Source organism: Rhizobium sp. GCM10022189 (assembly GCF_042656325.1).
Taxonomy (GTDB): Bacteria; Pseudomonadota; Alphaproteobacteria; order Rhizobiales; family Rhizobiaceae; genus Rhizobium.
The window spans coordinates 97,587-119,772 of record NZ_JBHSOR010000004.1; the positions used below are offsets into that span (position 1 = coordinate 97,587).

Annotated in this window: 19 protein-coding genes; 13 read left to right on the forward strand and 6 right to left on the reverse strand. The window is 62.6% G+C overall.

Going from position 1 to position 22,186, the window contains the following annotated elements; all coding sequences use genetic code 11:
* Positions 1-60: 60 nt before the first annotated feature.
* A complete protein-coding gene (locus tag ACFPWW_RS04900; protein WP_377310758.1) occupies positions 61-882 on the reverse strand; it encodes an SDR family oxidoreductase in 822 nt (273 codons plus the stop codon).
* A gap of 82 nt (positions 883-964) precedes the next feature.
* On the reverse strand, positions 965-2,152 hold the full coding sequence (locus tag ACFPWW_RS04905) for a phytanoyl-CoA dioxygenase family protein (protein WP_377310760.1): 1,188 nt from the start codon (positions 2,150-2,152) through the stop codon (positions 965-967).
* 94 nt (positions 2,153-2,246) lie between these two features.
* Here ACFPWW_RS04905 and ACFPWW_RS04910 point away from each other — a divergent pair, with 94 nt between their 5' ends.
* Positions 2,247-3,269, forward strand: coding sequence for a LacI family DNA-binding transcriptional regulator (locus tag ACFPWW_RS04910; protein ID WP_377310762.1), 1,023 nt, complete (start codon positions 2,247-2,249; stop codon positions 3,267-3,269).
* 71 nt (positions 3,270-3,340) lie between these two features.
* Positions 3,341-4,558 (forward strand): adenylate/guanylate cyclase domain-containing protein, encoded by a 1,218-nt coding sequence (locus tag ACFPWW_RS04915; RefSeq protein WP_377310764.1) that lies wholly within the window; start codon positions 3,341-3,343, stop codon positions 4,556-4,558.
* 211 nt (positions 4,559-4,769) lie between these two features.
* Here ACFPWW_RS04915 and ACFPWW_RS04920 read toward each other — a convergent pair whose 3' ends face one another.
* The 3 genes from ACFPWW_RS04920 to ACFPWW_RS04930 all read right to left on the reverse strand — a co-directional run bounded on the left by ACFPWW_RS04920 (position 4,770) and on the right by ACFPWW_RS04930 (position 7,259).
* Positions 4,770-5,204, reverse strand: coding sequence for a DoxX family protein (locus ACFPWW_RS04920; RefSeq protein ID WP_377310766.1), 435 nt, complete (start codon positions 5,202-5,204; stop codon positions 4,770-4,772).
* Positions 5,205-5,299: 95 nt separating this feature from the next.
* A complete protein-coding gene (gene dgoD, locus ACFPWW_RS04925) occupies positions 5,300-6,448 on the reverse strand; it encodes a galactonate dehydratase (RefSeq protein ID WP_377310768.1) in 1,149 nt (382 codons plus the stop codon).
* 70 nt (positions 6,449-6,518) lie between these two features.
* Positions 6,519-7,259, reverse strand: coding sequence for a FadR/GntR family transcriptional regulator (locus ACFPWW_RS04930; RefSeq protein WP_377310770.1), 741 nt, complete (start codon positions 7,257-7,259; stop codon positions 6,519-6,521).
* A gap of 187 nt (positions 7,260-7,446) precedes the next feature.
* Here ACFPWW_RS04930 and ACFPWW_RS04935 point away from each other — a divergent pair, with 187 nt between their 5' ends.
* From ACFPWW_RS04935 to ACFPWW_RS04955, 5 genes are all read left to right on the forward strand, one after another.
* Complete coding sequence (locus ACFPWW_RS04935) at positions 7,447-7,878, forward strand: OsmC family protein (RefSeq protein ID WP_112564094.1); 432 nt, start codon at positions 7,447-7,449, stop codon at positions 7,876-7,878.
* Between the two features lie 149 nt (positions 7,879-8,027).
* Entirely contained in the window at positions 8,028-8,636 is a 609-nt protein-coding gene (locus tag ACFPWW_RS04940; protein ID WP_112563517.1) for a TetR family transcriptional regulator, read from the forward strand.
* Between the two features lie 50 nt (positions 8,637-8,686).
* Positions 8,687-9,826 (forward strand): efflux RND transporter periplasmic adaptor subunit, encoded by a 1,140-nt coding sequence (locus ACFPWW_RS04945; RefSeq protein ID WP_112756306.1) that lies wholly within the window; start codon positions 8,687-8,689, stop codon positions 9,824-9,826.
* A gap of 25 nt (positions 9,827-9,851) precedes the next feature.
* Positions 9,852-12,998, forward strand: coding sequence for an efflux RND transporter permease subunit (locus ACFPWW_RS04950; RefSeq protein WP_377310773.1), 3,147 nt, complete (start codon positions 9,852-9,854; stop codon positions 12,996-12,998).
* Positions 12,999-13,113: 115 nt separating this feature from the next.
* Positions 13,114-15,027 (forward strand): beta-N-acetylhexosaminidase, encoded by a 1,914-nt coding sequence (locus ACFPWW_RS04955; RefSeq protein ID WP_377311078.1) that lies wholly within the window; start codon positions 13,114-13,116, stop codon positions 15,025-15,027.
* A 9-nt stretch (positions 15,028-15,036) separates the two neighbouring features.
* Here the strand turns inward: ACFPWW_RS04955 and ACFPWW_RS04960 are convergent, their stop codons facing one another.
* Positions 15,037-15,948, reverse strand: coding sequence for an ROK family protein (locus ACFPWW_RS04960; RefSeq protein WP_112703794.1), 912 nt, complete (start codon positions 15,946-15,948; stop codon positions 15,037-15,039).
* A 260-nt stretch (positions 15,949-16,208) separates the two neighbouring features.
* Between ACFPWW_RS04960 and ACFPWW_RS04965 the strand changes: the two genes are divergently transcribed.
* The 6 genes from ACFPWW_RS04965 (at position 16,209) to ACFPWW_RS04990 (ending at position 22,151) form a co-directional block, all read left to right on the forward strand.
* Positions 16,209-16,787, forward strand: coding sequence for an exopolysaccharide biosynthesis protein (locus ACFPWW_RS04965; protein WP_377311079.1), 579 nt, complete (start codon positions 16,209-16,211; stop codon positions 16,785-16,787).
* Between the two features lie 98 nt (positions 16,788-16,885).
* Positions 16,886-17,839: a sugar-binding transcriptional regulator gene (locus tag ACFPWW_RS04970; RefSeq protein ID WP_112703792.1), complete on the forward strand. Its 954-nt coding sequence runs from the start codon at positions 16,886-16,888 to the stop codon at positions 17,837-17,839.
* A 146-nt stretch (positions 17,840-17,985) separates the two neighbouring features.
* On the forward strand, positions 17,986-19,296 hold the full coding sequence (locus tag ACFPWW_RS04975; protein WP_112563528.1) for an ABC transporter substrate-binding protein: 1,311 nt from the start codon (positions 17,986-17,988) through the stop codon (positions 19,294-19,296).
* Between the two features lie 133 nt (positions 19,297-19,429).
* Positions 19,430-20,302, forward strand: coding sequence for a carbohydrate ABC transporter permease (locus ACFPWW_RS04980; RefSeq protein ID WP_112563530.1), 873 nt, complete (start codon positions 19,430-19,432; stop codon positions 20,300-20,302).
* 1 nt (position 20,303) lies between these two features.
* Positions 20,304-21,134, forward strand: coding sequence for a carbohydrate ABC transporter permease (locus tag ACFPWW_RS04985; RefSeq protein ID WP_112563532.1), 831 nt, complete (start codon positions 20,304-20,306; stop codon positions 21,132-21,134).
* An 18-nt stretch (positions 21,135-21,152) separates the two neighbouring features.
* The gene (locus ACFPWW_RS04990) at positions 21,153-22,151 is read left to right on the forward strand and encodes an ABC transporter ATP-binding protein (protein ID WP_377310777.1); all 999 of its coding nucleotides are present in this window, start codon (positions 21,153-21,155) and stop codon (positions 22,149-22,151) included.
* The last annotated feature ends 35 nt before the right edge of the window (positions 22,152-22,186 follow it).

Genomic DNA, 22,186 nt, shown 5'->3' on the forward strand with positions numbered 1-22,186 from the left:
AGCCGCAAACGGCAAAACGTGCCAGAGCCCGGCTGTAAAAAGCGGGGGCTCCGCGGCGCTTCAGAGGGCCGCGACGGGATGCGGGGAGCCGTCATAGGCGCCCCAGACCGACTGGTCGAAACAGATCACAGAGCCGGTCATCAGGCCGGATTCGGCAGACGAGAGGTAGGCGCAGGCGCGGGCCACTTCTTCCGGATCGACCAGCCGGCCGAAGGGCTGGCTTGCGGCCGCTTTGGCGAGCCAGTCGTCCGACGCCTTGTGAAACTCCTTCTGGATGCGGTCTTCGCCTTCGGAGGCCATCCAGCCGATGTTGAGCCCGTTGACGCGGATGCGGTTGCGCAGGAGCGCGTAGGCGGTGTTCTTGGTCAGCGTTTCCAGGGCACCCTTGGAGGCGCAATAGGCTGCTATGAAGGGCTGGCCGGCCTTGGCGGACATGGAGCCGATATTGACGATCGTGCCCTCGATCTTCTCGCGGCGCATGACCTTGACCGTTTCCTGCATGAGGAAGAAGGGCGCGCGCACGTTGACGGCGAACATGGCGTCGAAGAGTTCGGGGCTGGTATCGAGGATCGTGCCGCGGTCGGTGATGGCGGCGGCATTGACCAGCGCATCGACGCGGCCGAAGGTCCGGTCGCAGACATGGACGACGTTCTGCGCATCCTCGACCCTGCCGAGATCGGCCCTGACATAGACGACCTTGGCGCCGGTCTTTGAGGAAATCTCTTCGGCCTTTGCCTTGCCCTTGGCTTCGTTACGGCCGCAGATGACGATCCCCTTTGCGCCGCGCTGCGCAAAGAGGCTGGCGATGGCGGCGCCAAGGCCCTGCGTGCCGCCGGTGACGATGGCGATCTTGCCGTCGAGGCGGGCGTAATCCGTGCTCATATGTCTTTTCCTCCTGATGACATGGCAATGGCCCCTTACCGGCAGTAAGGGGCTCCGGGATGATGGTATTGTGATGGCCGTATCAGCTCAGCTTCCTGGCTGCCTGTTCGGCGAGCGCTCTCGTGAACGCTTCGTCGCTCCAGTTTTCCGCCAGCGCCTCGTGCATCAGCTGCGCCTGGGTTTTCGGTGCCAGGCCGCCAAGCGGCGGGTCGCGGTCGAGATTGGTCGGGAAGGAATAACCTTCCGCGCAGGAAGCGACGGCATTGGCGATATCGCCGGCTGAAAGCTTGCCCTTCAGCGCCTTCAGCGCAGGGAAGAGTGTTGCGCTCATGCGCTCGCGGTCGACGGTTTCCATCGCCCGGCCGAAGGCCGAGGAGACCTGCAGCAGGTTCGCCACGCGCTTGATATCCTTCGAGCGGTTGGTGCCGGCGGCGTGGAAGAGGGCGGGGTTGAAGAAGACGACATCGCCCTTTTCGAGCGGCAGCTGGACGTGGTTCTGTTCGAAATAATCCTTGAATTCCTGACGCTTGAGGGCGAGGTAGCCCGGCTCGTAGGTCTGGCTGTGCGGCAGGAACAGCGTCGGTCCGCTTTCGAGCGGCATGTCGCAATGGGCAACCGCGCCCTGCAGGGTCAGTACCGGCGAGAGGCGGTGGACATGGGCTGGGAACTGCTCGATCACCTTGGAGGACTGGAAGCCGAGGTGATAATCGCGGTGGGCCGATTGCGCGGCGCCGCCGGGGTTCACGCGGTTGACCTGCGCCGTCATCTGGTAATGCGGGCCGAGCCATGCCTCGCTTGCCAGCGCCACGATGGCGTTGCCGTAATAGCGGGCGAAATTCTCAGGATCGGCGAGGCAGTGCTTTTCCAGCGAGTTCCAGATGCGGTCGTTGGCGCCGGGCTTGGCGAAATGGTCGCCGCCACCGGTCAAGCTGCGGTGCTGTTCCTCGATGATTTCGTCGAAGATTGCGCTCGCCCGGTCGATGATGCTGGTATCCTCATAGGCATGCTTGAAGACGGCGACGCCGGGGCCGATGCCGAAGGCTTCGCAGATTTCGGCAAGAACGGTGCGCCGGCCCTCCGGCGTCGAGGCTGCCTGCAGCACCGCGCGGCTGTCGTAGATCAGCACATTCCTCTCGACGGCGGAGGCCGTCGGATAGTCTGCAAGCGCGGTGGTTTTTTCGGCGAGCGCGCGGAAATCGCTGAGGTCGCAGGCGTCTTCGGTAAGCCAGACGCGGGCGGCGCGCAGTTGTTGCTGGTTGTCTGATTTCATCGGGTGCTCCTCCATTCCGATGAAGGGGACTATACGCTGCCCGCGATCTTAATATAGATCAAGAATCCATCAAGAATCCATCAGAACGGTCAGCATGGCCCATCCCTTTCTCGTCAAGGATATCGCTTTCCAGGCCGGCCTCAGCACCGCGACCGTCGACCGGGTGCTGAACGGCAGGCCCGGTGTGCGCCGGCAGACGGAGATGCGGGTCAAGGCGGCTATCGCCGAGCTTGAGAAGCAGGCGGGTGCGGCTGTGACCGGCCGCAAGCTTGCAATCGATGTCGTCATGGAGACCCCGGAGCGCTTCAGCAGTGCCGTAAGAGCCGCATTCGAAGCGGAGGTCGCAACCTTTCTGCCGACGGTCTTTCGCTGCCGTTTCCACTTTGCGGAGGTGATGCGGGCGGCGGAACTGGTGCAGCTTCTCGACCGCATTCGCCTGCGCGGCACGCATGGCGTCGTGCTGAAAGCGCCTGACGTGCCAGAGGTCGTGGCGGCCGTGGCGAGGCTCGATGCCGCCGGTATTCCGGTCGTCACCCTCGTGACCGACCTGCCGGCTTCGGCACGCTGCGCCTATGCCGGCGCCGACAACCGGGCGGCGGGCGAGACGGCGGCCTATCTCATCGGCCGGCTGCTCGGCCCGGCCGGCGGCAAGGCGCTGGTGACGCTGTCGAGCGGCCGGTTCCGGGGCGAGGAGGAACGGGAGATCGGCTTTCGCCGGGTGATCCGCGCGCATTATCCTTCAATCGGCATTGTCGAAGTCAGCGAAGGGCACGGCACCGATGCCGCAACGGGCACGCTGGTTGCGGCAGCGCTTGCCGGCGATCCGGCCGTCAACGCCGTCTATTCGGTCGGCGGGGGCAACCGTGCGGTACTTGCGGCTTTCGAAGCCGCGCGCCGGCCGGTCTCGGTTTTCGTGGCGCATGATCTCGATGCCGACAACCGTGCCCTGCTTGCCGAACGGCGGATCGATTTCGTGCTGCATCACGATCTGAGAACCGATGCACGCTCCGCATTCCGGGCCATCATGGCGCGGACAATGCCGGCAAGCAGGACCGCGCCGGCTGCGTTTTCGGCCGTGGAGATCGTCACGCCCTACAATATGCCGGCCCTGCAATGATGTGTTCGGCTTGATTGTCTTTCCATCCGCGGCAGATTCACGCTACAGCTTGCGGGTGATGAGGAGCGCGCATGGACTATAGCGACGTCAGTTCAATTGCAGCCTGGGTAACGGAACAGGGCCTCAACGGCGTCTCCGAGGCCGAGTTGCTGATCGGCTTCTGCCAGGCCTGCCGCAAGGCGGGCATGCGGCTCGATCGTGCCATGGCGCTGATGGATACGCTTCACCCCGTCCACGAAGGCCGGGCTTTCCGCTGGGACAATACGGAGGACTTCGAGGGCGAATTCGAATATGGCCCTTCGAGCGAAGGGCAGGGGCTGGATACCTGGCGGCGGTCGGCTTTCTATTTTCTCTGGACAACCGGCGCCAGAGAGGTGCGTCGCAGGATCGGCTTCGGCGATCCGACCGATTTCATCATGCTGGAGCAGATCCGTGCGCTCGGCCATACCGATTACGTCGCCATGGCGCACCGTTTCGCGCCGGCCGGGACGATCGGCGAGATGGACTGCTTCTTCTCGCATTTTTCGACCAAACATCCGGAAGGCTTTTCGGAGCAGGACCTCGTCATCCTGCGCAAGCTGGTGCCGGTGCTGGGGCTTGCGATCAAATGCGTGGCGCTCGCCCGCATCGCCCGAACGATCGCCGAGGTCTATCTCGGCGAAGATGCGGCGCATCAGGTGATGGACGGCAAGATTACGCGCGGCAAGACCGAGCGGATTTCGGCGGCGCTCTGGTTTTCCGATCTCCTGAACTACACGAAGATTTCGGACAATTCCGCGCCGGAAGAGATCATCCCGCTGCTCAACGAATATAGCGAGGCGGTGATCACCGCGATCCATGAGGCCGGCGGCAACGTGCTGAAGCTGATCGGCGACGGCGTGCTCGCCATCTTCAAGGGCGACGATCCGGCGAAAAGCTGTGCTGCGGCGCTGCGGGCCGAGCGCCTTCTGCGGCAGAAGCTTGCGGTGCTGAACGCAGCGCGCGAGGTGGACCGGCGGCCGACGACGGATGTCTATATCGGCCTGCATATCGGCGATGTCTTCTACGGCAATATCGGCAGCCAGGACCGGCTGGATTTCACGGTCATCGGCCCGGCGGTCAACGAAGTCAGCCGTATCGCCTCCATCTGCCGCTCGGTCGATCTCAACGTGCTGATGTCGTCGGATTTCGAGGCGGCGATCCCCGAGGCGGAGCGCGACCTTCTCGCCTGTATCGGCCGTTACGCGCTGCGCGGCGTCAAGCGCCCACAGCTGCTCTATACGCTGGAAAGCGCGCGGCTGAACGGCTGAGCGACAGGATTCGTCAGTGCTCGGGCTTGCATAGGTTGCAGAGGCTGCATAGGCATTTTCGCACCCTCTCTAGAAAATGTCAGATAAATGTATCTGTCAGATAAAAATCTGACACTTTCCGCGTCAGGTTTGGAAAAGCCTATGCAACCTATGCACATAGCCGGCACTTCAGTCGGCCGGAGGCGTACCAGACGGCTTGAACTGACCGCGTTTAACGCAACAATCCCTGCCTGCCGCCGGTTCCCCGTGCCCGGGCGATGAAGCTATGGCGCAGCGACCATTTTTCCGGCCCGTGAACGGCGGCAAAAAGCAGGCCGGCCAGAAAGGTAAAGTGATCGACGAAGAAGCCGAATTCGGCCTGGTTCTGCTGCCAGTGGGACGGGCCATGAAAGGCGAAGGCCAGGAAGATCACGTAGATGCCGGCGAGCAGGCCGGCCTCGCTGAAGAAGGCGCCGGTAATGAAGGCAAGCGCCAGCGCGATCTCGAAGAAAGCGGCGATCCAGGCAAGGAAGGTCGCGGCCGGAAAAGCTGCCGACGCGATATAGGCGGCCGTCGCGCCGATATCGGCGAATTTAAAGCCGGCCGCCATGAAGAAGATGAAGCTGAAGATGATGCGGGCGATGAGAATTGCGACTGCTCTGGCCATGTGAAATCTCCCCGTTGAGCTTCCACCATGACGGATGAGCGGCTTGCCATCCGACAGCGGCATGAAAAAAGGGCCGCTTTCGCGACCCTTCTTGCCTACCACTCGGCGAAGCTGCCGTCTTCGTGGCGCCAGATCGGGTTGCGCCAGCGGTGGCCTTCCTTGGCGCGCTCGATGACATAGGCTTCGTCCACCTCGACGCCGAGGCCGGGGCCTTGCGGAATGGAGACGAAACCGTCGGCGTAGCGGAAGACTTCCTTGTTGGCGATGTAGTCGAGAATGTCGTTGCCCTTGTTGTAGTGGATGCCGAGGCTCTGTTCCTGGATGAAGGCATTGTAGGAGACGGCATCGACCTGCAGGCAGGCGGCAAGCGCGATGGGGCCGAGCGGGCAATGGGGCGCGAGCGCCACGTCATAGGCTTCGGCCATGGCGGCGATCTTGCGGCATTCGGTGATGCCGCCGGCGTGGCTGAGGTCCGGCTGGATGATATCGACATAGCCGTCCGACAGGACGGTCTTGAAATCCCAGCGGGAAAAGAGGCGTTCGCCGAGCGCGATCGGCGTCGAGCAATGGTTGGCGATTTCCTTCAGCGTCTCGCGGTGTTCGGAAAGAACCGGCTCCTCGATGAACATCAGCTTGTAGGGCTCGAGTTCCTTGGCGAGAACCTTGGCCATCGGTTTGTGGACACGGCCGTGGAAATCGACGCCGATGCCGATATGCGGGCCGATCGCCTCGCGGATCGTGGCGATGGTCTCGACCGCCTTGTCGATCTTCTCGTTGCTGTCGACGATCTGCATTTCCTCGCAGCCGTTGAGCTTGATCGCTTTGAAGCCGCGGGCGACGACCTCATTGGCGTTGCGGGCGACGTCGGAGGGGCGGTCGCCGCCGATCCAGGAATAGACCTTGATGCGGTCGCGCACTTGGCCACCGAGCAGCGAATGGATCGGTTGGCCGAGCGCCTTGCCCTTGATGTCCCACAGCGCCTGGTCGATGCCCGAGATTGCCGACATGTGGATGGCGCCGCCGCGATAGAAGCCGCCGCGATACATGACGGTCCAGTGGTCTTCGATGAGGAACGGGTCCTTGCCGACGAGGTAGTCGGCCAGTTCGTGCACAGCTGCCTCGACGGTCAGCGCGCGGCCTTCGACGACCGGTTCGCCCCAGCCGACGATGCCCTCGTCGGTTTCGATCTTCAGAAACAGCCAGCGCGGCGGGACGATATAGGTGGTCAGTTTGGTGATCTTCATGGCAGTCGTGCTTTCGTTTCGCTTCGTGTTCCCATCGGCGCTCAAGCCGCCGATATTGTTCTGAGTTCGGTCATTTCGTCCGGCCGGCGGCGGTGAGGTCGCGCTTGGCGAGATCGAGAATCTGGTTGACGCAATCGCGCGCCTCCGCCGCATCCCGCAGGCGCAGCGCCTCCACCACCTTGCCATGCAGGGCGATCGCTTCCCGGTGGTCCGGCATGGCGAGGTTGGAGGCGTGGAGCGCGAATTTCAGCGCCGCATGGATGGCGCCGGAAAGGCGGCGGAAGACCTGATTGTGGCTCGCGCGCAGCAGGACCGTATGGAAAAGCAGGTCCGCCTCGGTGAAGGCTTCCGCGTCGTCGCTTGCCGATCGCATGCGCTGCCAGGCATCTTCCAGATCGGCGATCTCCTGGGCGCTCGCCCGGCTTGCGGCATATTCGGCAGCCGCAGGCTCGATGGTGCGGCGGGCCTCAAGGATGCTCGCCAGCAGGTCGAAATCGCCGAGATGCGGCCCCATCCATTCCAGCACGTCCTGATCGAGGATGTTCCATTCGTCCTTGTCGCAGACGGTGGTGCCGATGCGCGGCCTGCCGCGCACGAGCCCCTTGGATTCCAGGACCTTCAGGGATTCGCGGATGACGGTGCGGCTGACGCCGTGGAGGTCGCAGAGATCGTTTTCGCGCGGCAGCAGCGTGCCGGCGGCATAGCGGTTGGCGCAGATATCTTCGGCAATCGCCGCCGTGACGTTACGGCGGACGCGCGGCCGGCGCTCCGGTGGCGGGCTTTTTTCGTCGCGTCTTGCTGCGGGCTGCATCGAAGGCTCCTCGTGAACGATCCTAGATCAATCATCATACATAAACAATGCTCTTGTATGATGATTTATCTTCAATCTGGTGTCGTCTTCCGCCGATAGAGGACTATATTGCCGGTCGGAAGGGCAGAATGTCCTTCGCGGCGGAGCGTTTCTGCGCTTCGAACATCAATCGAAACAGGAGGACGGCATGCAGATCAATCGCACAGGTTCGGCTCAGTGGTCAGGCGGTCTCAAGGACGGCAAGGGTCAAATTACGACCCAGAGCGGCGCGCTGAACAACTATCCCTACGGCTTTGCAAGCCGCTTCGAAGGCATTCCCGGCACCAACCCGGAAGAGCTTATCGGTGCTGCCCATGCCGGCTGCTTCACCATGGCGCTGTCGCTGATCCTCGGCGAAGCCGGCCTGAAAGCCGACCATATGGAAACGTCGGCCAAGGTGACGCTTGAGAGCGTCGAGGGCGGTTTTGCCATCACCGCCATCCACCTGTCGCTGACCGGCAGCGTTCCCGGCGCCGATCAGGCCAAGTTCGAAGAACTCGCCAACATGGCCAAGGCCGGCTGCCCGGTTTCCAAGGCGCTTTCGGCCGTTCCGATCACGCTCGACGTCAAACTCGCCTGATCCTTCACGCCTGTTTCCGTTCGATGCCGCAGCCTTCCGGGGCTGCGGCATTTTTGTTCGAATCGCAAAATCATTGACAAGTGAAGGATGATATTTTACGACTGACGAAAATCAAAATTCGTCAGTCGTAAAATATCAGGCCTGAAACCATGAACGACATCGCGGAAAACACGCTGGACGTCACGCGGCAGGACAATATCACCCGCATCCTCGATGCGGCCGAGCGGCTGTTTCGCCACTACGGCTATTCCAAGACGACGGTGGCCGACGTTGCGCGCGAGCTCGGCATGTCGCCTGCCAATATCTACCGCTTCTTCGCCTCCAAGGTGGAAATCCACCAGGCGATCTGCGGCCGCATGCTGGCGACCAGCTACCAACTGGCTTCCAATATCTGCCATCAGAAGATCAGCGCTTCGGATCGGCTGCGCCAGTTCGTGCGCAGCCAGTACCAGCTGACGCTCGACACCATGCTCGACCAGCAGAAGGTGCATGAAATGGTGATCGTCGCGATCGAGCGCGACTGGCACGTTATCGAAAAACACATCGACGACATCCACGCGTTGCTTGCCGATGTCATCCGCGAAGGCATCGCCGCCGGTGAATTCGCCGAACAGGATGCCGATGTCGCCTCCCGCTGCTTTGGGGCGGCGACCATCAATCTCTGCCATCCGCAGATGGTGGCCCAATGTCTTGCCAAGACAAACCGGGCGACCGTCGAAGAGCTGATCGAATTTGCGATCAGGGCACTGAAAAAATAAGCGCGGCACACACCGCCCGAGAAAACCCGAAACAATCAGGAGTGCGAAAGATGTTTTCGCTCAAGGCCTTCAGCAACCGCATGCCGTCCGTCGTGAGCCTCGCGCTCCTCAGCGCGGTGGGGCTCGGCGTCGCCGGCTGCACGGAAGAAAAGGCAGAGGTCAAGCCAGTCATCCGTCCGGTCAAGGTGGTCGAGGTCGCCAAGGCCGGCGATACCCGCACGCTCGACTATTCCGGCTCGGTGCGGGCGCGAACGGAAATGAATCTCGGTTTTCGCGTCAACGGCAAGATTACCGAGCGTCTCGTCGATATCGGCGAGCGGGTGAAGCCGGGCGACGTTCTCGCCCGGATGGACTCGACTGACTACGAACTTGCCGTGAAGACCGCCGAAGCCAATCTTGCTTCCGCCGAAAAGGCCGTTGAAACAGCCGATATCGCCAACCGCCGCGCCGAACAGCTCTTCGACAAGAATGTCGCGCCGAAATCGCAGGTCGAGCAGGCGTCTCTCAGCCACGACCAGGCGATCTCGGCCCGCGATGCCGCAGTCTCCGCGCTCGATCAGGCCAGGAACCAGGTCAGCTATACCGAACTGAAGGCCGACCAGAACGGGATCGTCACCACCATCAATGCCGATGTCGGACAGGTCGTGGGCTCCGGCACGCCCGTCGTCACCGTCGCTGTCGACGGCGAAAAGGAAGTGCAGATCGCCGTGCCGGAAAACGATATCGCCCAGTTCAAGCCGGGCAAGACCGTCAAGGCGAGCTTCTGGGCCGACGACCAGCTGGTGCTCGACGGCACGGTTCGCGAGGTTTCCGGCAGCGCCGACCAGCAGTCCCGCACCTTTGCGGTGCGCGTCAGCCTGCCGAACGATCCGCGCGTGCTGCTCGGCATGACGGCAACGATCGAAGCCGCTGTCAGCAACAGCGATACCTATGTCTCCATTCCGCTGAGCGCGCTCGCGCAGAAGGACGGCAAGCAGGTCGTCTGGACCGTCGACCGCGACACCGAGACGGTTCATTCCAAAGGCATCGAGGTCGCCGATTTCACGGGCGACGGCGTTCGTGTCGCCAAGGGTCTCGACAGCGGCGATCTTGTCGTGGCCGCCGGCACGCAATTCATGAGCGAAAACCTGAAGGTCAAGCTTCCCGACCAGCAATCGGCCTCGGCCGAAACGGACGCGGCCGTCCGCTGAAGGATCAGGAAGAGGGGACAGGATCATGGATACGACCACTACTGAAAAGCGCCCCTTCAACCTGTCGCGCTGGGCGATCGGCCATCCGAGCATCGCGCGCTTCCTTTTCGGGCTGATCCTCATCACCGGCGTGCTCGGCCTGACCCGCATGGGCCAGAAGGAAGACCCGGATTTCACGTTCCGCGTCATGGTGGTTCAGGCGCTCTGGCCTGGGGCATCGCTTCAGGACATGGAAGACCAGGTCACCAACAAGATCGAGCGCAAGCTGCAGGAAACCCCGCATCTCGACTGGGTGAAGTCCTATACGCGCGCCGGCAGCACGATCATCACCGTGCAGGTGAAGGGCGATACGGATTCGGCCGAAGTGGCCGACGCCTTCTACCAGGTGCGCAAGAAGGTCGGCGATATCAGCAGCGACCTGCCGCAGGGCCTGCTCGGCCCCTATTTCAACGACGAATTCGGCGATACGTTCATCACGCTGCATTCGATCAGCGGCGACGGCTATTCCTATCCGGAACTGAAGAAATTCGCGATCCAGGCGCGTGACATGCTGCTGACGACGCCGGGCGTCGAAAAGGCCGTCATCATCGGCGACCAGCCGGAAAAGATCTATATCGACGTCTCCTCCAAGGCGCTTGCCGAACGCGGGTTGACGATCCTCGACCTGCAGAACGCCATCAAGGGCCAGAATGCCGTCGATCCGGCCGGCAATGTCGATACCGGCCTGCGCTCGGTGCGCATCTCGGTCGAGGGCAACGTGCACAAGGTCGAGGATATCAGGGAATTGCGCCTGCGCTCCGGCAACCAGGTGACGCGCCTCGGCGATATCGCCACCGTCACCTCCGGCCTCGAAGACCCCTATCAGCGCAAGTACCGCTACAACGGTCACGAAAGCGTGCAGGTCGGCGTCGTCATGGCCAAGGGCTTCAAGGTCACCGATGTCGGCAAGGACGTGGACGCGACCTACAAGCGCTTCGAGGATTCGCTGCCCTACGGCGTCTCCGTCGACCAGATCTCCAACCAGCCCGATGTCGTGACCGATGCGGTCAGCGAGTTCATGCATGCGCTCGGCGAAGCCCTTGCCATCGTGCTCGTCGTCTCCTTCCTGTCGATCGGCTGGCGTTCGGGCCTCGTCATCGCCATTGCCATTCCGCTGGTGCTGGCTGCGACCTTCGCCATCATGTACGAGCTCGGCATCGACCTGCAGCGCATTTCGCTCGGCGCGCTCATCATCGCGCTCGGCCTGCTCGTCGACGATGCGATGATCGTCGTGGAAATGATGGAGCGAAAACTCGAGGAAGGCCTCGTCAAGATCGAGGCGGCGAGCTTTGCCTATTCCTCGACCGCCTTCCCGATGCTGACGGGCACGCTGATCACCACGGCCGGTTTCATTCCCGTCGGTTTCGCGGAATCGACCGCTGGCGAATATGTGCGCTCGCTCTTCTATGTCGTCGGTATCGCGCTGGTCACGTCATGGTTCGTGGCGGTCTATTTCACGCCCTGGCTCGGCTACATGATCCTCAAGCAGCGCCACCATGCGGGCGAACATCATGACGTGTTCGACACGCGCTTCTATCGCGGCCTGCGCCGTACGGTCGGCTGGGCGGTGCGTCATCGCGTCATCGTGCTGGCGCTGACGCTCGGCACTTTCGCCGCCAGCCTCTGGAGCTTCCAGTTCATTCCGCAGAACTTCTTCCCGCAGTCCTCGCGTCCGGAAATCCTCGTCGATCTCTGGCTGCCGGAGGGGACCAGCATCAAGGAAGTGGAAGTCCAGGCGAAGGCCCTGGAAGCCAAGATGATGGACGACAAGGACAAGAAGTTCATCGCCACCTATATCGGCGAGGGCGCGCCGCGCTTCTTCCTGCCGCTCGACCAGCAGCTGCGCAACCCGAACTATGCACAGCTCCTCATCATGGCAAACGACGAGCCGGCGCGCGAACGTCTCATTGCCAAGCTCCGGACCATCCTGGCGGAAGACTTCCCGTCCATCCGCGGCAAGGTCGACCGTCTCTTCCTCGGCCCGCCGACTGGCTGGCCGGTGCAGATGCGCGTGATGGGTCCGGACCGTGCGGAAGTGCGCAGGATTGCCGATCAGGTGAAGGAACGCTTCACGAAGGATCCGATGCTCGGCGCCATTCATGACGACTGGCTGGAGCCGGTGCCGGCCATGAAGCTGGTCATCGACCAGGACCGTGCCCGCGCGCTCGGCGTCACCTCGCAGCGCGTCCGCCAGATGCTGCAGACCGCCGTGTCCGGCGCGCCGCTCGACGACTTCCGCGACGGCGAGGAGACGGTCTCGATCGTCGCCCGCGAACCGGACGCCAACCGCTCGCTGCTCTCGGCCGTCAACTCGGTCTACGTGCCGACGGATTTCGGCGGCTTCGTGCCGGTCTCGCAGATCGCCAAGGTCGTGCCGGTCATGGAGCAGGGCGTCGAATGGCGGCGCGACCGCCTGCCGACGATCTCGGTCAGGGCAACACTGCCTGACGGCGTCCAGTCGAACGACGTCGTGACCAAGCTCTACAACGACATGAAGGACCTGCGCGACAGCCTGCCGGCGGGCTACAATATCGAGATCCAGGGCGGTGCCGAGGATTCGGCCGAAAGCCAGGCCTCGATCGCGGCCAAGGCGCCGATCATGCTCGTCGTCATCATGGTCCTGCTGATGGCGCAGCTGCAGCATTTCGGCAAGGCGATGCTGGTCTTCGCCACCGGCCCGCTCGGCATCATCGGTGCTGCCTCGGCGCTTTTGATCAGCGGAGCCCCCTTCGGCTTCGTGGCGATCCTCGGCGTCATCGCGCTGCTCGGCATCATCATCCGCAACTCGATCATCCTCGTCGACCAGATCGACCAGGATATCAAGGCGGGCATGCACCGGCAGGAGGCGATCGTGGGTGCGGCCGTGCGCCGCTTCCGGCCGATCATGCTGACGGCGCTGACGGCCGTGCTGGCGCTGATCCCGATCTCGCGCGGCGTCTTCTGGGGTCCGCTCGCCTACGCCATGATGGGCGGCATCCTGGTCGCTACGGTGCTGACCATCCTCGTCCTGCCGGCCGGTTATGCCCTGTTCTTCGGCCGTGAGCCGAAGTCCAAGGGCGCGGAACATGCCAATGCCAACCAGGAAGAGGCGGATGGCGATCTCCATCATCCGCCGGCATTGGCAGCCGAATGAGAAACGGGGCGCGGCCGAGGCCGCGCCCTTTCTTTTCAGTCCGTGATCTCGGCAGACAGGCAGCGCTGACCGGGAGTAAAGTCCGCCCTATATGCGTCGAGGGGAGGACATGACTGTGGCCGATTACCATCTGGAAGCGAGCTGGCGCCCGGTCGAGGGAAGTTTCGGGCGCTTCAGCTTCACCCTCTTCAATCTTTCCGCCAAACCGCTCTCCGGCTTTACGCTTGCCTATACGTCTCTCACCCGCGTGGCGGACGAGCATGTGGCGGAAGGGGCCGTGCTCAAGCGGCGCGTTGCGAATTTTCACGAATATTCTCCGCCCGAAGGGCTCGTCGTCAAACCGGGCGGCAGCTGGCGGTTCACCGTGGAGGGACTGACGCATGGTCCGAAGCATGTCACGGCGGGCATCAAGTCCGCCTATCTCACGCTCGCAGACGGCCGGCATGTGCCCGTCGGCTTCGGCGATCTGATGCTTGACGGGGCGCAGCGCCGCGAACCGCCGGAACTGCTGCCGAAGGGCGAGGTGAGCGAGCCGTTTTCGCTGCTGCCCTGGCCGCTGCACCTGTCGTTGCGGCCGGGCGACGTGCCGCCCGTCGCCCTTTATCCGGCAGCGGGCTCGAGCGCCAAGAATATCAGGGCGGTGGCGAAAGTGCTCGCACTCTACCAGCGGCTCTTTCCGGCCGACAACGCGCCCTTCGCCCTGCAGCGGGTCGAGGGAGGCAGGCAGATCCGCTTCAAGGGGGAATCCTCGATCATGGAGGCCGCCTACGAGCTGCGTTTTACGGCGCAGGAGATCATTCTCGGCACCGACGACGCGGCCGGCCTGCTTTACGGCCTGATCAGTCTCGCACAGATGCTGCATGGCGCGCGCCACGATCCGGAAACCTTCCAGTTTCCCGTCTTCGGCACCATCGCCGATCAGCCGCGCTACCAATGGCGCGGCTGTCATCTCGACGTCAGCCGGCAGTTCTATCCTGTCGCAGACGTCAAACGGCTGATCGATATCCTTGCCTGGAACAAGCTCAATATCTTCCACTGGCACCTGACCGACGACGAGGCCTGGCGGCTGGAGATCAAGGCCTATCCCGAGCTGACTGAGATCGGCGCGAAGCGCGGACCTGACGAAGTGCTGTTGCCGCAGCTCGGCGACGGCGCGGAACCCCGCTCAGGATTTTACAGCCAGGACGATGTCCGCGAGATCGTTTCCCATGCGGGCGTGCTGCGTGTCGAAGTCGTGCCGGAGATCGATATACCGGGACACAGCACCGCAGCCCTTCTCTCCCTGCCGCAGCTCGTCGACGGACAGGAGGCGCCGGACGGTTATCGCTCCGTGCAAGGCTATGCCAACAATGCGCTCAACCCGGCGGTCGAATTCACCTACGAATTCCTCGGCAAGGTGTTCGACGAAATGCTCCGGCTCTTTCCGTCCGACTATGTTCATATCGGCGGGGATGAGGTGCCGCATGGCTCCTGGCTTGCCTCGCCGCTCTGCAAAGCGCTGATGGAGCGCGAAAAACTCGCCGGCACGGCCGAGCTGCAATCCTATTTCCTCCGGCGGATCAAGGCGATGCTGAGCGAGCGCGGCAAGAAACTTGTCGGCTGGAACGAGGTCGCGCACGGTGGGGGTGTCGATCGCGACGGTACGCTGCTGATGGCCTGGGAGAGGCCGGAGATCGGCACTGAGCTTGCGGCCGACGGCTATGATATCGTCATGACGCCGGGGCAGGCCTATTATCTCGACATGGCCCAGGCCGAGGGCTGGGCAGAGCCGGGCGCCAGCTGGGCCGGGTTTACGCCGCCCGAAAAGACCTATGCCTACGAGGCCGAAGGCGACCTGCCGGAGGAGCTGCGGGAGCGGATGCGCGGAATCCAGGCCTGCATCTGGGGCGAAAACTTCGTTTCGCGGGCCTATTTCAACCGGCTGGTCTTCCCCAGGCTGCCGGCCGTCGCGGAAGCGGCCTGGACACCCTTGTCGAGGAAGGACTGGCTGCGATTTGCCGCGATCGTGCGGATGTGGCCGAAGCTTTAAGCATCCGGTTCACGCAGCCTCAGCCTTCAGGCCCAGAAGCGCGGCGCCGATCAGGCCCGGCTCGATGCGGCATTCGCTGCGCACGACCAGGGGACGGTCGAATTTCCGCAGGATGCGGGTGCGCACTGCCTGATCGAGTTCGGCCAGAAGCGGTTCCACATTCGAGAGGCCGCCGCCGACCGGCACGATGGTCGCGCCGGTGATGTTGATGGCGAGGGCGAGAGGCGAGGCGACGAGATCGACATAGACGTCGATGGTGCGGGTGGCCTTTTCCTCGCCGCGCTGCCAGTCCGCGATGATCTCCTCGCTGGAGAAGTCGAGATCGTGCAGCGTCTTGTGCAGGCGCTCCAGGCCGCGGGCGCCGCCGACGGTATCGACGCAGCCCTTCTGGCCGCAGCCGCAGGCATAGGCGGGGATGGCGACCGGCGGCGTGCCGGCCTGCGACGCGATGATCGGGCCGTGCCCCCATTCGCCGGCAAAGCCGCCCGAAGCATTGACAAGGCGACCGTCCGAGACGACGCCGCCGCCGACGCCGGTGCCGAGAATGGCGCCGAAGACGATGCGATGGCCGCGGCCGGCACCGAGTTCGGCTTCCGCCATGGCGAAACAGTCGGCATCGTTGGCAATCAGCACGGGCAGGCCGAGTTCGGCCTCCAGGTCGGCGGCGAGATTGCGGTCGTGGATGCAGGGGATATTGGCGACGATGAGGCGCTGCGTGTCCGGATCGACGACGCCGGCAATCGACAGGGCGATGCGCGAGGGTCGTTCGCCGGTTTCGGCAATGAAGCTCTTCAGCGTTTCGACGAAGGCCGGAAAATCGTCCTTCGGGGTCGGGCGGCGGCCGAGCGGAGCGATGTCGGTCTCCGAACGTGCAATTCCGCCCTTGATGGCGGAGCCTCCAATATCGAACGAAATAATCATCTGATGTCTGCCAATTGTCTGTGTCTGGCGTCTGCTCGCACTCTTGGCGGGGAATTACAAGGATTATTCGATAAATGAACTAAGCCTGCACTTTATGAGGTGATAATTTCATCCGCCAAGGTCATGCTATTGGCATATTGCATGGGCAAGCTCTTCGACATCCACCTTCCGACGCCGGATTCATGACAATCGAAAATACCGAGACTCGCAGAACCACCGCTCGCAGGCCGCGCCCGAAGGGCCGGCGCCTGTCCTCCATTCTGCGGCAGATGGCGGCGGACCGAAGCCGCGAACGCGTGTCGATCGGCGACCTGTTCCAGACCATGGGCGACCGGGCGATCGGCGCGCTGATGCTGATCTTCGCGCTGCCGAACGCTTTTCCGACACCGCCCGGCACGTCCTCGCTGCTTGGCGCGCCGCTGATCTTCCTCGCCGCGCAGCTGACCTTCGGCCTGAAGCCGTGGCTGCCGAAGGCGATCGCGGCGCGCTCCATGCGGCGGGAGGATTTCGAGACGATCGTCGGGCGCATCCATCCCTGGCTCGCCTGGGCAGAGCGCATGCTGCAGCCGCGACTGGGCATTTTCGTCGAGCCGCCGGCGGAATACCTGGCGGGTTTGTGCTGTCTGGTGCTGGCGGTCGTTCTCGTGCTGCCGGTGCCGCTCGGCAATATCCTGCCGGCGATTGCGATTTCGCTCTTTGCCTTCGCGATCCTCGGGCGGGACGGGCTGTTTTCGCTTCTCGGTTTCGCCATGACCGCCGTCTCGCTCACGGTTGCGGCCGGGGTGATTTACGGTCTGGTCAAGGCGGGCATTTACATCGTCATGCAGTGGTTTGGATAGGAAAGCGACTGCTCACTTTTTCAACGCCCTCGACATTTGCCCGATTTTTGTTTTGATCTGGCGCCAGATGGACTCAAGAAATCAAGCGGCGGCGACAGATGGTAAAAAGATCGGAGACTTCCGGACGGCTGGACGATGCGGCGCGCGCCGGCTGGCTCTATTATGTCGCCGGCCGCACGCAGGATGAAATCGCCTCCGCCATGGGCATTTCGCGCCAGTCGGCGCAGCGGCTCGTCTCGCTTGCCGTGGCCGAGAGGCTGATCAAGGTCAGGCTCGACCATCCGATCGCTGCCTGCCTGGAACTCGGCAACCAGCTGCGCAGGAAATTCGGCCTCAGGCATGTGGAGATCGTTCCGAGCGATCCGGGCTCGTCCTCGACGACGGTCGGAATTGCGGAAGCCGCGGCTTCCGAAATCGAGCGCTGGCTGAAACGCGCCGATCCGATCGTGCTTGCCGTCGGCACCGGGCGAACGCTGAAGGCGGCCGTCGATCAGCTGCCGGCGATCGAATGTCCGAACCATCGCATCGTCTCGCTGACGGGCAATATCGCGCCCGACGGTTCGGCCGCCTATTACAACGTCATCTTCAGCATGGCGGACGCCGTGAAGGCGCGGCACTATCCGATGCCGCTGCCGGTTCTCGTCACCTCGTCGGAGGAGCGGGAACTCCTGCACGGACAGCAGCTGGTGCGCTCGACGCTGGCAATCAGCGCACAGGCGGACGTAACCTTTGTCGGGATCGGCGAACTCGGCATCGACGGCCCGCTCTGCGTCGACGGTTTCCTCGAAAAAGACGAGATGATGGAACTGATGCGCGCAGGGGCGGCCGGCGAGATCTGCGGCTGGATATTCGATGCCGAGGGAAAGCTGCTCGACAACCCGATCAACGAACGTGTCGCATCCGCTCCGATCCCGCCGCGCGATTCGTCCACCGTCATCGGCATCGCCAAGGGCAAGCGCAAGTTCAGGGCGATCAAGGCCGCCATTACCGGCCATCAAGTGAACGGTTTGATCACCGACGAAGAGACCGCTGAGTTTTTGCTCAGTAACTGAGCAAAAATATTTCCCTTTATAATCAATGTTATAGAATGCCTTTTCGGCATCGCAGCAACGATTGCCGATTGACAAATTTTCGCCATTGATGAGTAATTGCCCATGAGCAAAGCGAATGCTCACTACTCATCTTCTGGGAGGAAGATATGACATTGAGAACTCTCCTGCTGGGCGCCTGCTCGGCAATGGCGTTTGCCGGCATGGCTTCGGCCGAGACGCTGACAATCGCGACCGTCAACAACGGCGACATGATCCGGATGCAGAAGCTGACGGATGACTTCAAGGCGAAGAATCCCGGCATCGACCTTGAATGGGTAACGCTCGAAGAAAACGTTCTGCGCCAGAAGGTCACGACCGATATCGCGACCAAGGGCGGCCAGTACGACGTTCTGACGATCGGCACCTACGAAGTTCCGATCTGGGCAAAGCAGGGCTGGCTGCTGCCGCTCGACAATCTCGGCGCCAGCTATGACGTGGACGATCTGCTGCCGGCCATCCGCAGCGGCATCAGCCAGGACGGCAAGCTCTATGCGGCTCCGTTCTACGGCGAAAGCTCCATGGTCATGTACCGCAAGGACCTGTTCGACGCTGCCGGCCTGAAGATGCCCGACGCGCCGACCTGGGACTTCATCGCGGATGCCGCGAAGAAGATCACCAACAAGGACAAGGAAATCTACGGCATCTGCCTGCGCGGCAAGGCCGGCTGGGGTGAAAACATGGCCTTCCTGACGGCCATGTCGAACTCCTTCGGCGCCCGCTGGTTCGATGAACAGTGGAAGCCGCAGTTCGATCAGCCCGAGTGGAAGGACACGCTGAACTTCTACGTCAACCTGATGAAGGAAGCCGGCCCTCCCGGCGCTTCTTCCAACGGCTTCAACGAAAACCTGGCGCTCTTCCAGACCGGCAAGTGCGGCATGTGGATCGACGCAACGGTTGCCGCGTCCTTTGTCAGCAACCCGAAGGAATCCACCGTGGCCGACAAGGTCGGCTTCGCGCTGGCTCCGGACAAGGGGCTGGGCAAGCGCGGCAACTGGCTCTGGGCCTGGAACCTCGCCATCCCGGCAGGCTCGCAGAAGTCTGAAGCCGCCGAGAAGTTCATCGCCTGGGCAACGAGCAAGGACTACACCAACCTCGTCGCCGAGAAGGAAGGCTGGCTGAACGCACCTCCCGGCACGCGCAGCTCGCTCTATGCGAATGCCGACTATCAGAAGGCTGCTCCGTTCGCGAAGATGACGCTCGACAGCATCAACTCCGCCGACCCGACCAAGCCGACCGTCAAGCCGGTTCCCTATGTGGGTGTCCAGTTCGTGGCGATCCCGGAATTCCAAGGCATCGGCACGGCCGTCGGCCAGCAGTTCTCCGCAGCCCTTGCCGGCCAGATCTCGGTCGACCAGGCCCTGCAGAGCGCACAGCAGCTGACCACCCGCGAAATGACCAAGGCGGGCTACATCAAGTAAAACCTCCTGAGAATGGACGGAATGCTTGACATTCCGCACCTCTGGGCCGCCGATTGCCCGAACTGCATCGGCGGCCTCTTTTTTCAAAACGTCCTGCAGCCGTTCCCGCTTCAGATCAGACCGGTGATTTGCCATGGCAACGTTACACACCCGCTCCGCAGCCCGCTTGATGATGGCACCCTCCGTGGTGCTGCTCTTTGCGTGGATGATCGTCCCGCTGGCGATGACGATTTACTTCTCCCTGCTGAACTACAATCTGCTCAGCCCGGGCATGGAGAATTTCGTCGGTCTCCTGAATTACGAATATTTCCTCACCGACCCGGCCTTCTTCGCCGCGCTCGTCAATACGCTGGTGCTGGTCGCCGGCGTGCTGCTGATCACCGTCGTCGGCGGCATTCTCTTCGCGCTCCTGCTCGATCAGCCGATCTACGGCCAGGGCATCGTGCGCATTCTGGTCATTGCGCCCTTTTTCGTCATGCCGACGGTGGCGGCCCTTGTCTGGAAGAACATGTTCATGAACCCGGTCAACGGCCTCTTCGCCTATATGGCAAAGGCCGTCGGCCTGCAGCCGATCGACTGGCTGGCGACCGTGCCGCTGTTTTCGGTCATCCTGATCGTCGCCTGGCAGTGGCTGCCGTTTGCCACGCTCATCCTGCTCACCGCGCTGCAGTCGCTTGACGAAGAGCAGAAGGAAGCCGCCGAAATGGACGGCGCCGGCGCGATCTCGAAATTCATCTATATCATCCTGCCGCACATGGCCCGCGCCATCACCGTGGTGATCCTCATCCAGACGATCTTCCTGCTGTCGGTCTTTGCCGAAATCCTCGTCACCACCAATGGCGGGCCGGGCACGCAGAGCACGAACCTCACCTACCTCGTCTATGCGCAGGCTCTGCTGCAGTTCGATATCGGCGGCGCATCGGCGGGCGGTATCGTCGCGGTCGTGCTTGCCAATATCGTTGCGATCTTCCTCGTGCGCCTCGTCGGCAAGAATCTGGAGGCTTGAGATGGCTAGAAAGGTCACTACCCAACGCAAGGTCGTCATGACCGCGATCGCCTGGGCGCTCGGCATCCTGATCTTCTTCCCGATCCTGTGGACGTTCCTGACGAGCTTCAAGTCGGAAGCCGATGCCATCGCCTCGCCGCCGCAGTTCCTGTTCTTCCACTGGACGACGGAAAACTATTCCGAAGTGCAGAGCCGGTCTGACTATCTCAGCCACTTCATGAATTCGGTGGTGATCTCCTTCGGCTCGACGCTGATCGGCCTCATCATCGCCATTCCCGCCGCCTGGGCCATGGCCTTTGCGCCGACCAAGCGGACCAAGGACGTCCTGATGTGGATGCTGTCGACGAAGATGATGCCGCCGGTCGGCGCGCTCATCCCGATCTACCTGATGTTCCGCAATTCCGGCCTGCTCGATACGCGCACCGGCCTCGTCATCGTGCTGACGCTGATCAACCTGCCGATCATCGTGTGGATGCTCTACACCTATTTCAAGGAAATTCCCGGCGAGATCCTGGAGGCCGCCCGCATGGACGGCGCCTCGCTCGTCAAGGAAATCATCTACGTGCTGACGCCGATGGCTGTGCCCGGCATTGCCTCGACGCTTCTCTTGAACATTATCCTCGCCTGGAACGAAGCCTTCTGGACGCTGAACCTGACGGCCTCCAAGGCGGCGCCGCTGACAGCCTTCATCGCCTCCTATTCGAGCCCGGAAGGCCTGTTCTACGCCAAGCTTTCGGCCGCTTCGACCATGGCGATCGCGCCGATCCTCATCCTCGGCTGGTTCAGCCAGAAACAACTTGTCCGCGGCCTGACCTTCGGCGCGGTGAAATAAGATCACAGGGAGAGAAACATGGGCAGCATTACCCTTCAGCAGGTTTCGAAGGTCTTCGGCGAAGCCAAGGTCATCCCTTCGATCGATCTCGATATCAAGGACGGCGAATTCGTCGTCTTCGTCGGCCCGTCCGGCTGCGGCAAGTCCACGCTCTTGCGCCTGATCGCCGGCCTTGAGGATGTCTCCGGCGGCAAGATCGTCATCGACGGCAAGGATGCCACCGAAAAGGCGCCGTCCGAGCGCGGTCTGGCGATGGTGTTCCAGTCCTACGCGCTCTATCCGCATATGAGCGTGCGCAACAACATCGCCTTCCCGCTGAAGATGGCGGGCATGGACAAGGCGGAGATCGACCGCAAGGTCAATGATGCGGCCCGCGTGCTGAACCTCGGCGATTATCTCGACCGCAAGCCGCGCCAGCTTTCGGGCGGCCAGCGCCAGCGTGTCGCGATCGGCCGCGCCATCGTGCGCCAGCCGTCGGCCTTCCTGTTCGATGAGCCGCTGTCGAACCTCGATGCGGCGCTGCGCGTCAACATGCGCATCGAGATCAGCGAGCTGCACCAGCAACTGAAAACGACGATGATCTACGTCACCCACGACCAGGTGGAAGCCATGACCATGGCGGACAAGATCGTCGTGCTGAACAGGGGCAATATCGAGCAGGTCGGCTCGCCGCTGGAACTCTACCGCAGCCCGCGCAACCTCTTCGTCGCAGGCTTCATCGGTTCGCCGCGCATGAATTTCATCAAGGGGCAGAATGCCGCGCAGCTCAATGCGCACACGATCGGCATTCGTCCGGAACATGTGCTGCTGTCGACCGAGAGCGGCGACTGGAAGGGCAGGGTCACCGTCGCCGAGCATCTCGGCTCGGATACGTTCCTGCACGTCGATGTCGAGGGCATCGGCATGGTGACGGCGCGCAGCAACGGCGACTTCGCCTCCAAGGCAGGCGACATCGTCTACCTGACGCCGGACAGGATGCGCATCCATAAATTCAACGAGGGCGGCCTGGCGATCTAGGGCGACCGCCGGCTGGGGGCAGATATGCGGACCGG

Coding starts and splice junctions, on each gene's coding strand:
- ACFPWW_RS04915 (WP_377310764.1), top strand. CDS start 3,341: ATGGACTATAGCGACGTCAGTTCAATTGCAGCCTGGGTAACGGAACAG.
- ACFPWW_RS04920 (WP_377310766.1), bottom strand. CDS start 5,204: ATGGCCAGAGCAGTCGCAATTCTCATCGCCCGCATCATCTTCAGCTTC.
- ACFPWW_RS04905 (WP_377310760.1), bottom strand. CDS start 2,152: ATGAAATCAGACAACCAGCAACAACTGCGCGCCGCCCGCGTCTGGCTT.
- ACFPWW_RS04980 (WP_112563530.1), top strand. CDS start 19,430: ATGGCAACGTTACACACCCGCTCCGCAGCCCGCTTGATGATGGCACCC.
- ACFPWW_RS04945 (WP_112756306.1), top strand. CDS start 8,687: ATGTTTTCGCTCAAGGCCTTCAGCAACCGCATGCCGTCCGTCGTGAGC.
- ACFPWW_RS04930 (WP_377310770.1), bottom strand. CDS start 7,259: ATGCAGCCCGCAGCAAGACGCGACGAAAAAAGCCCGCCACCGGAGCGC.
- ACFPWW_RS04950 (WP_377310773.1), top strand. CDS start 9,852: ATGGATACGACCACTACTGAAAAGCGCCCCTTCAACCTGTCGCGCTGG.
- ACFPWW_RS04990 (WP_377310777.1), top strand. CDS start 21,153: ATGGGCAGCATTACCCTTCAGCAGGTTTCGAAGGTCTTCGGCGAAGCC.
- ACFPWW_RS04970 (WP_112703792.1), top strand. CDS start 16,886: ATGGTAAAAAGATCGGAGACTTCCGGACGGCTGGACGATGCGGCGCGC.
- ACFPWW_RS04985 (WP_112563532.1), top strand. CDS start 20,304: ATGGCTAGAAAGGTCACTACCCAACGCAAGGTCGTCATGACCGCGATC.
- ACFPWW_RS04935 (WP_112564094.1), top strand. CDS start 7,447: ATGCAGATCAATCGCACAGGTTCGGCTCAGTGGTCAGGCGGTCTCAAG.
- dgoD (WP_377310768.1), bottom strand. CDS start 6,448: ATGAAGATCACCAAACTGACCACCTATATCGTCCCGCCGCGCTGGCTG.
- ACFPWW_RS04900 (WP_377310758.1), bottom strand. CDS start 882: ATGAGCACGGATTACGCCCGCCTCGACGGCAAGATCGCCATCGTCACC.
- ACFPWW_RS04910 (WP_377310762.1), top strand. CDS start 2,247: ATGGCCCATCCCTTTCTCGTCAAGGATATCGCTTTCCAGGCCGGCCTC.
- ACFPWW_RS04940 (WP_112563517.1), top strand. CDS start 8,028: ATGAACGACATCGCGGAAAACACGCTGGACGTCACGCGGCAGGACAAT.
- ACFPWW_RS04975 (WP_112563528.1), top strand. CDS start 17,986: ATGACATTGAGAACTCTCCTGCTGGGCGCCTGCTCGGCAATGGCGTTT.
- ACFPWW_RS04960 (WP_112703794.1), bottom strand. CDS start 15,948: ATGATTATTTCGTTCGATATTGGAGGCTCCGCCATCAAGGGCGGAATT.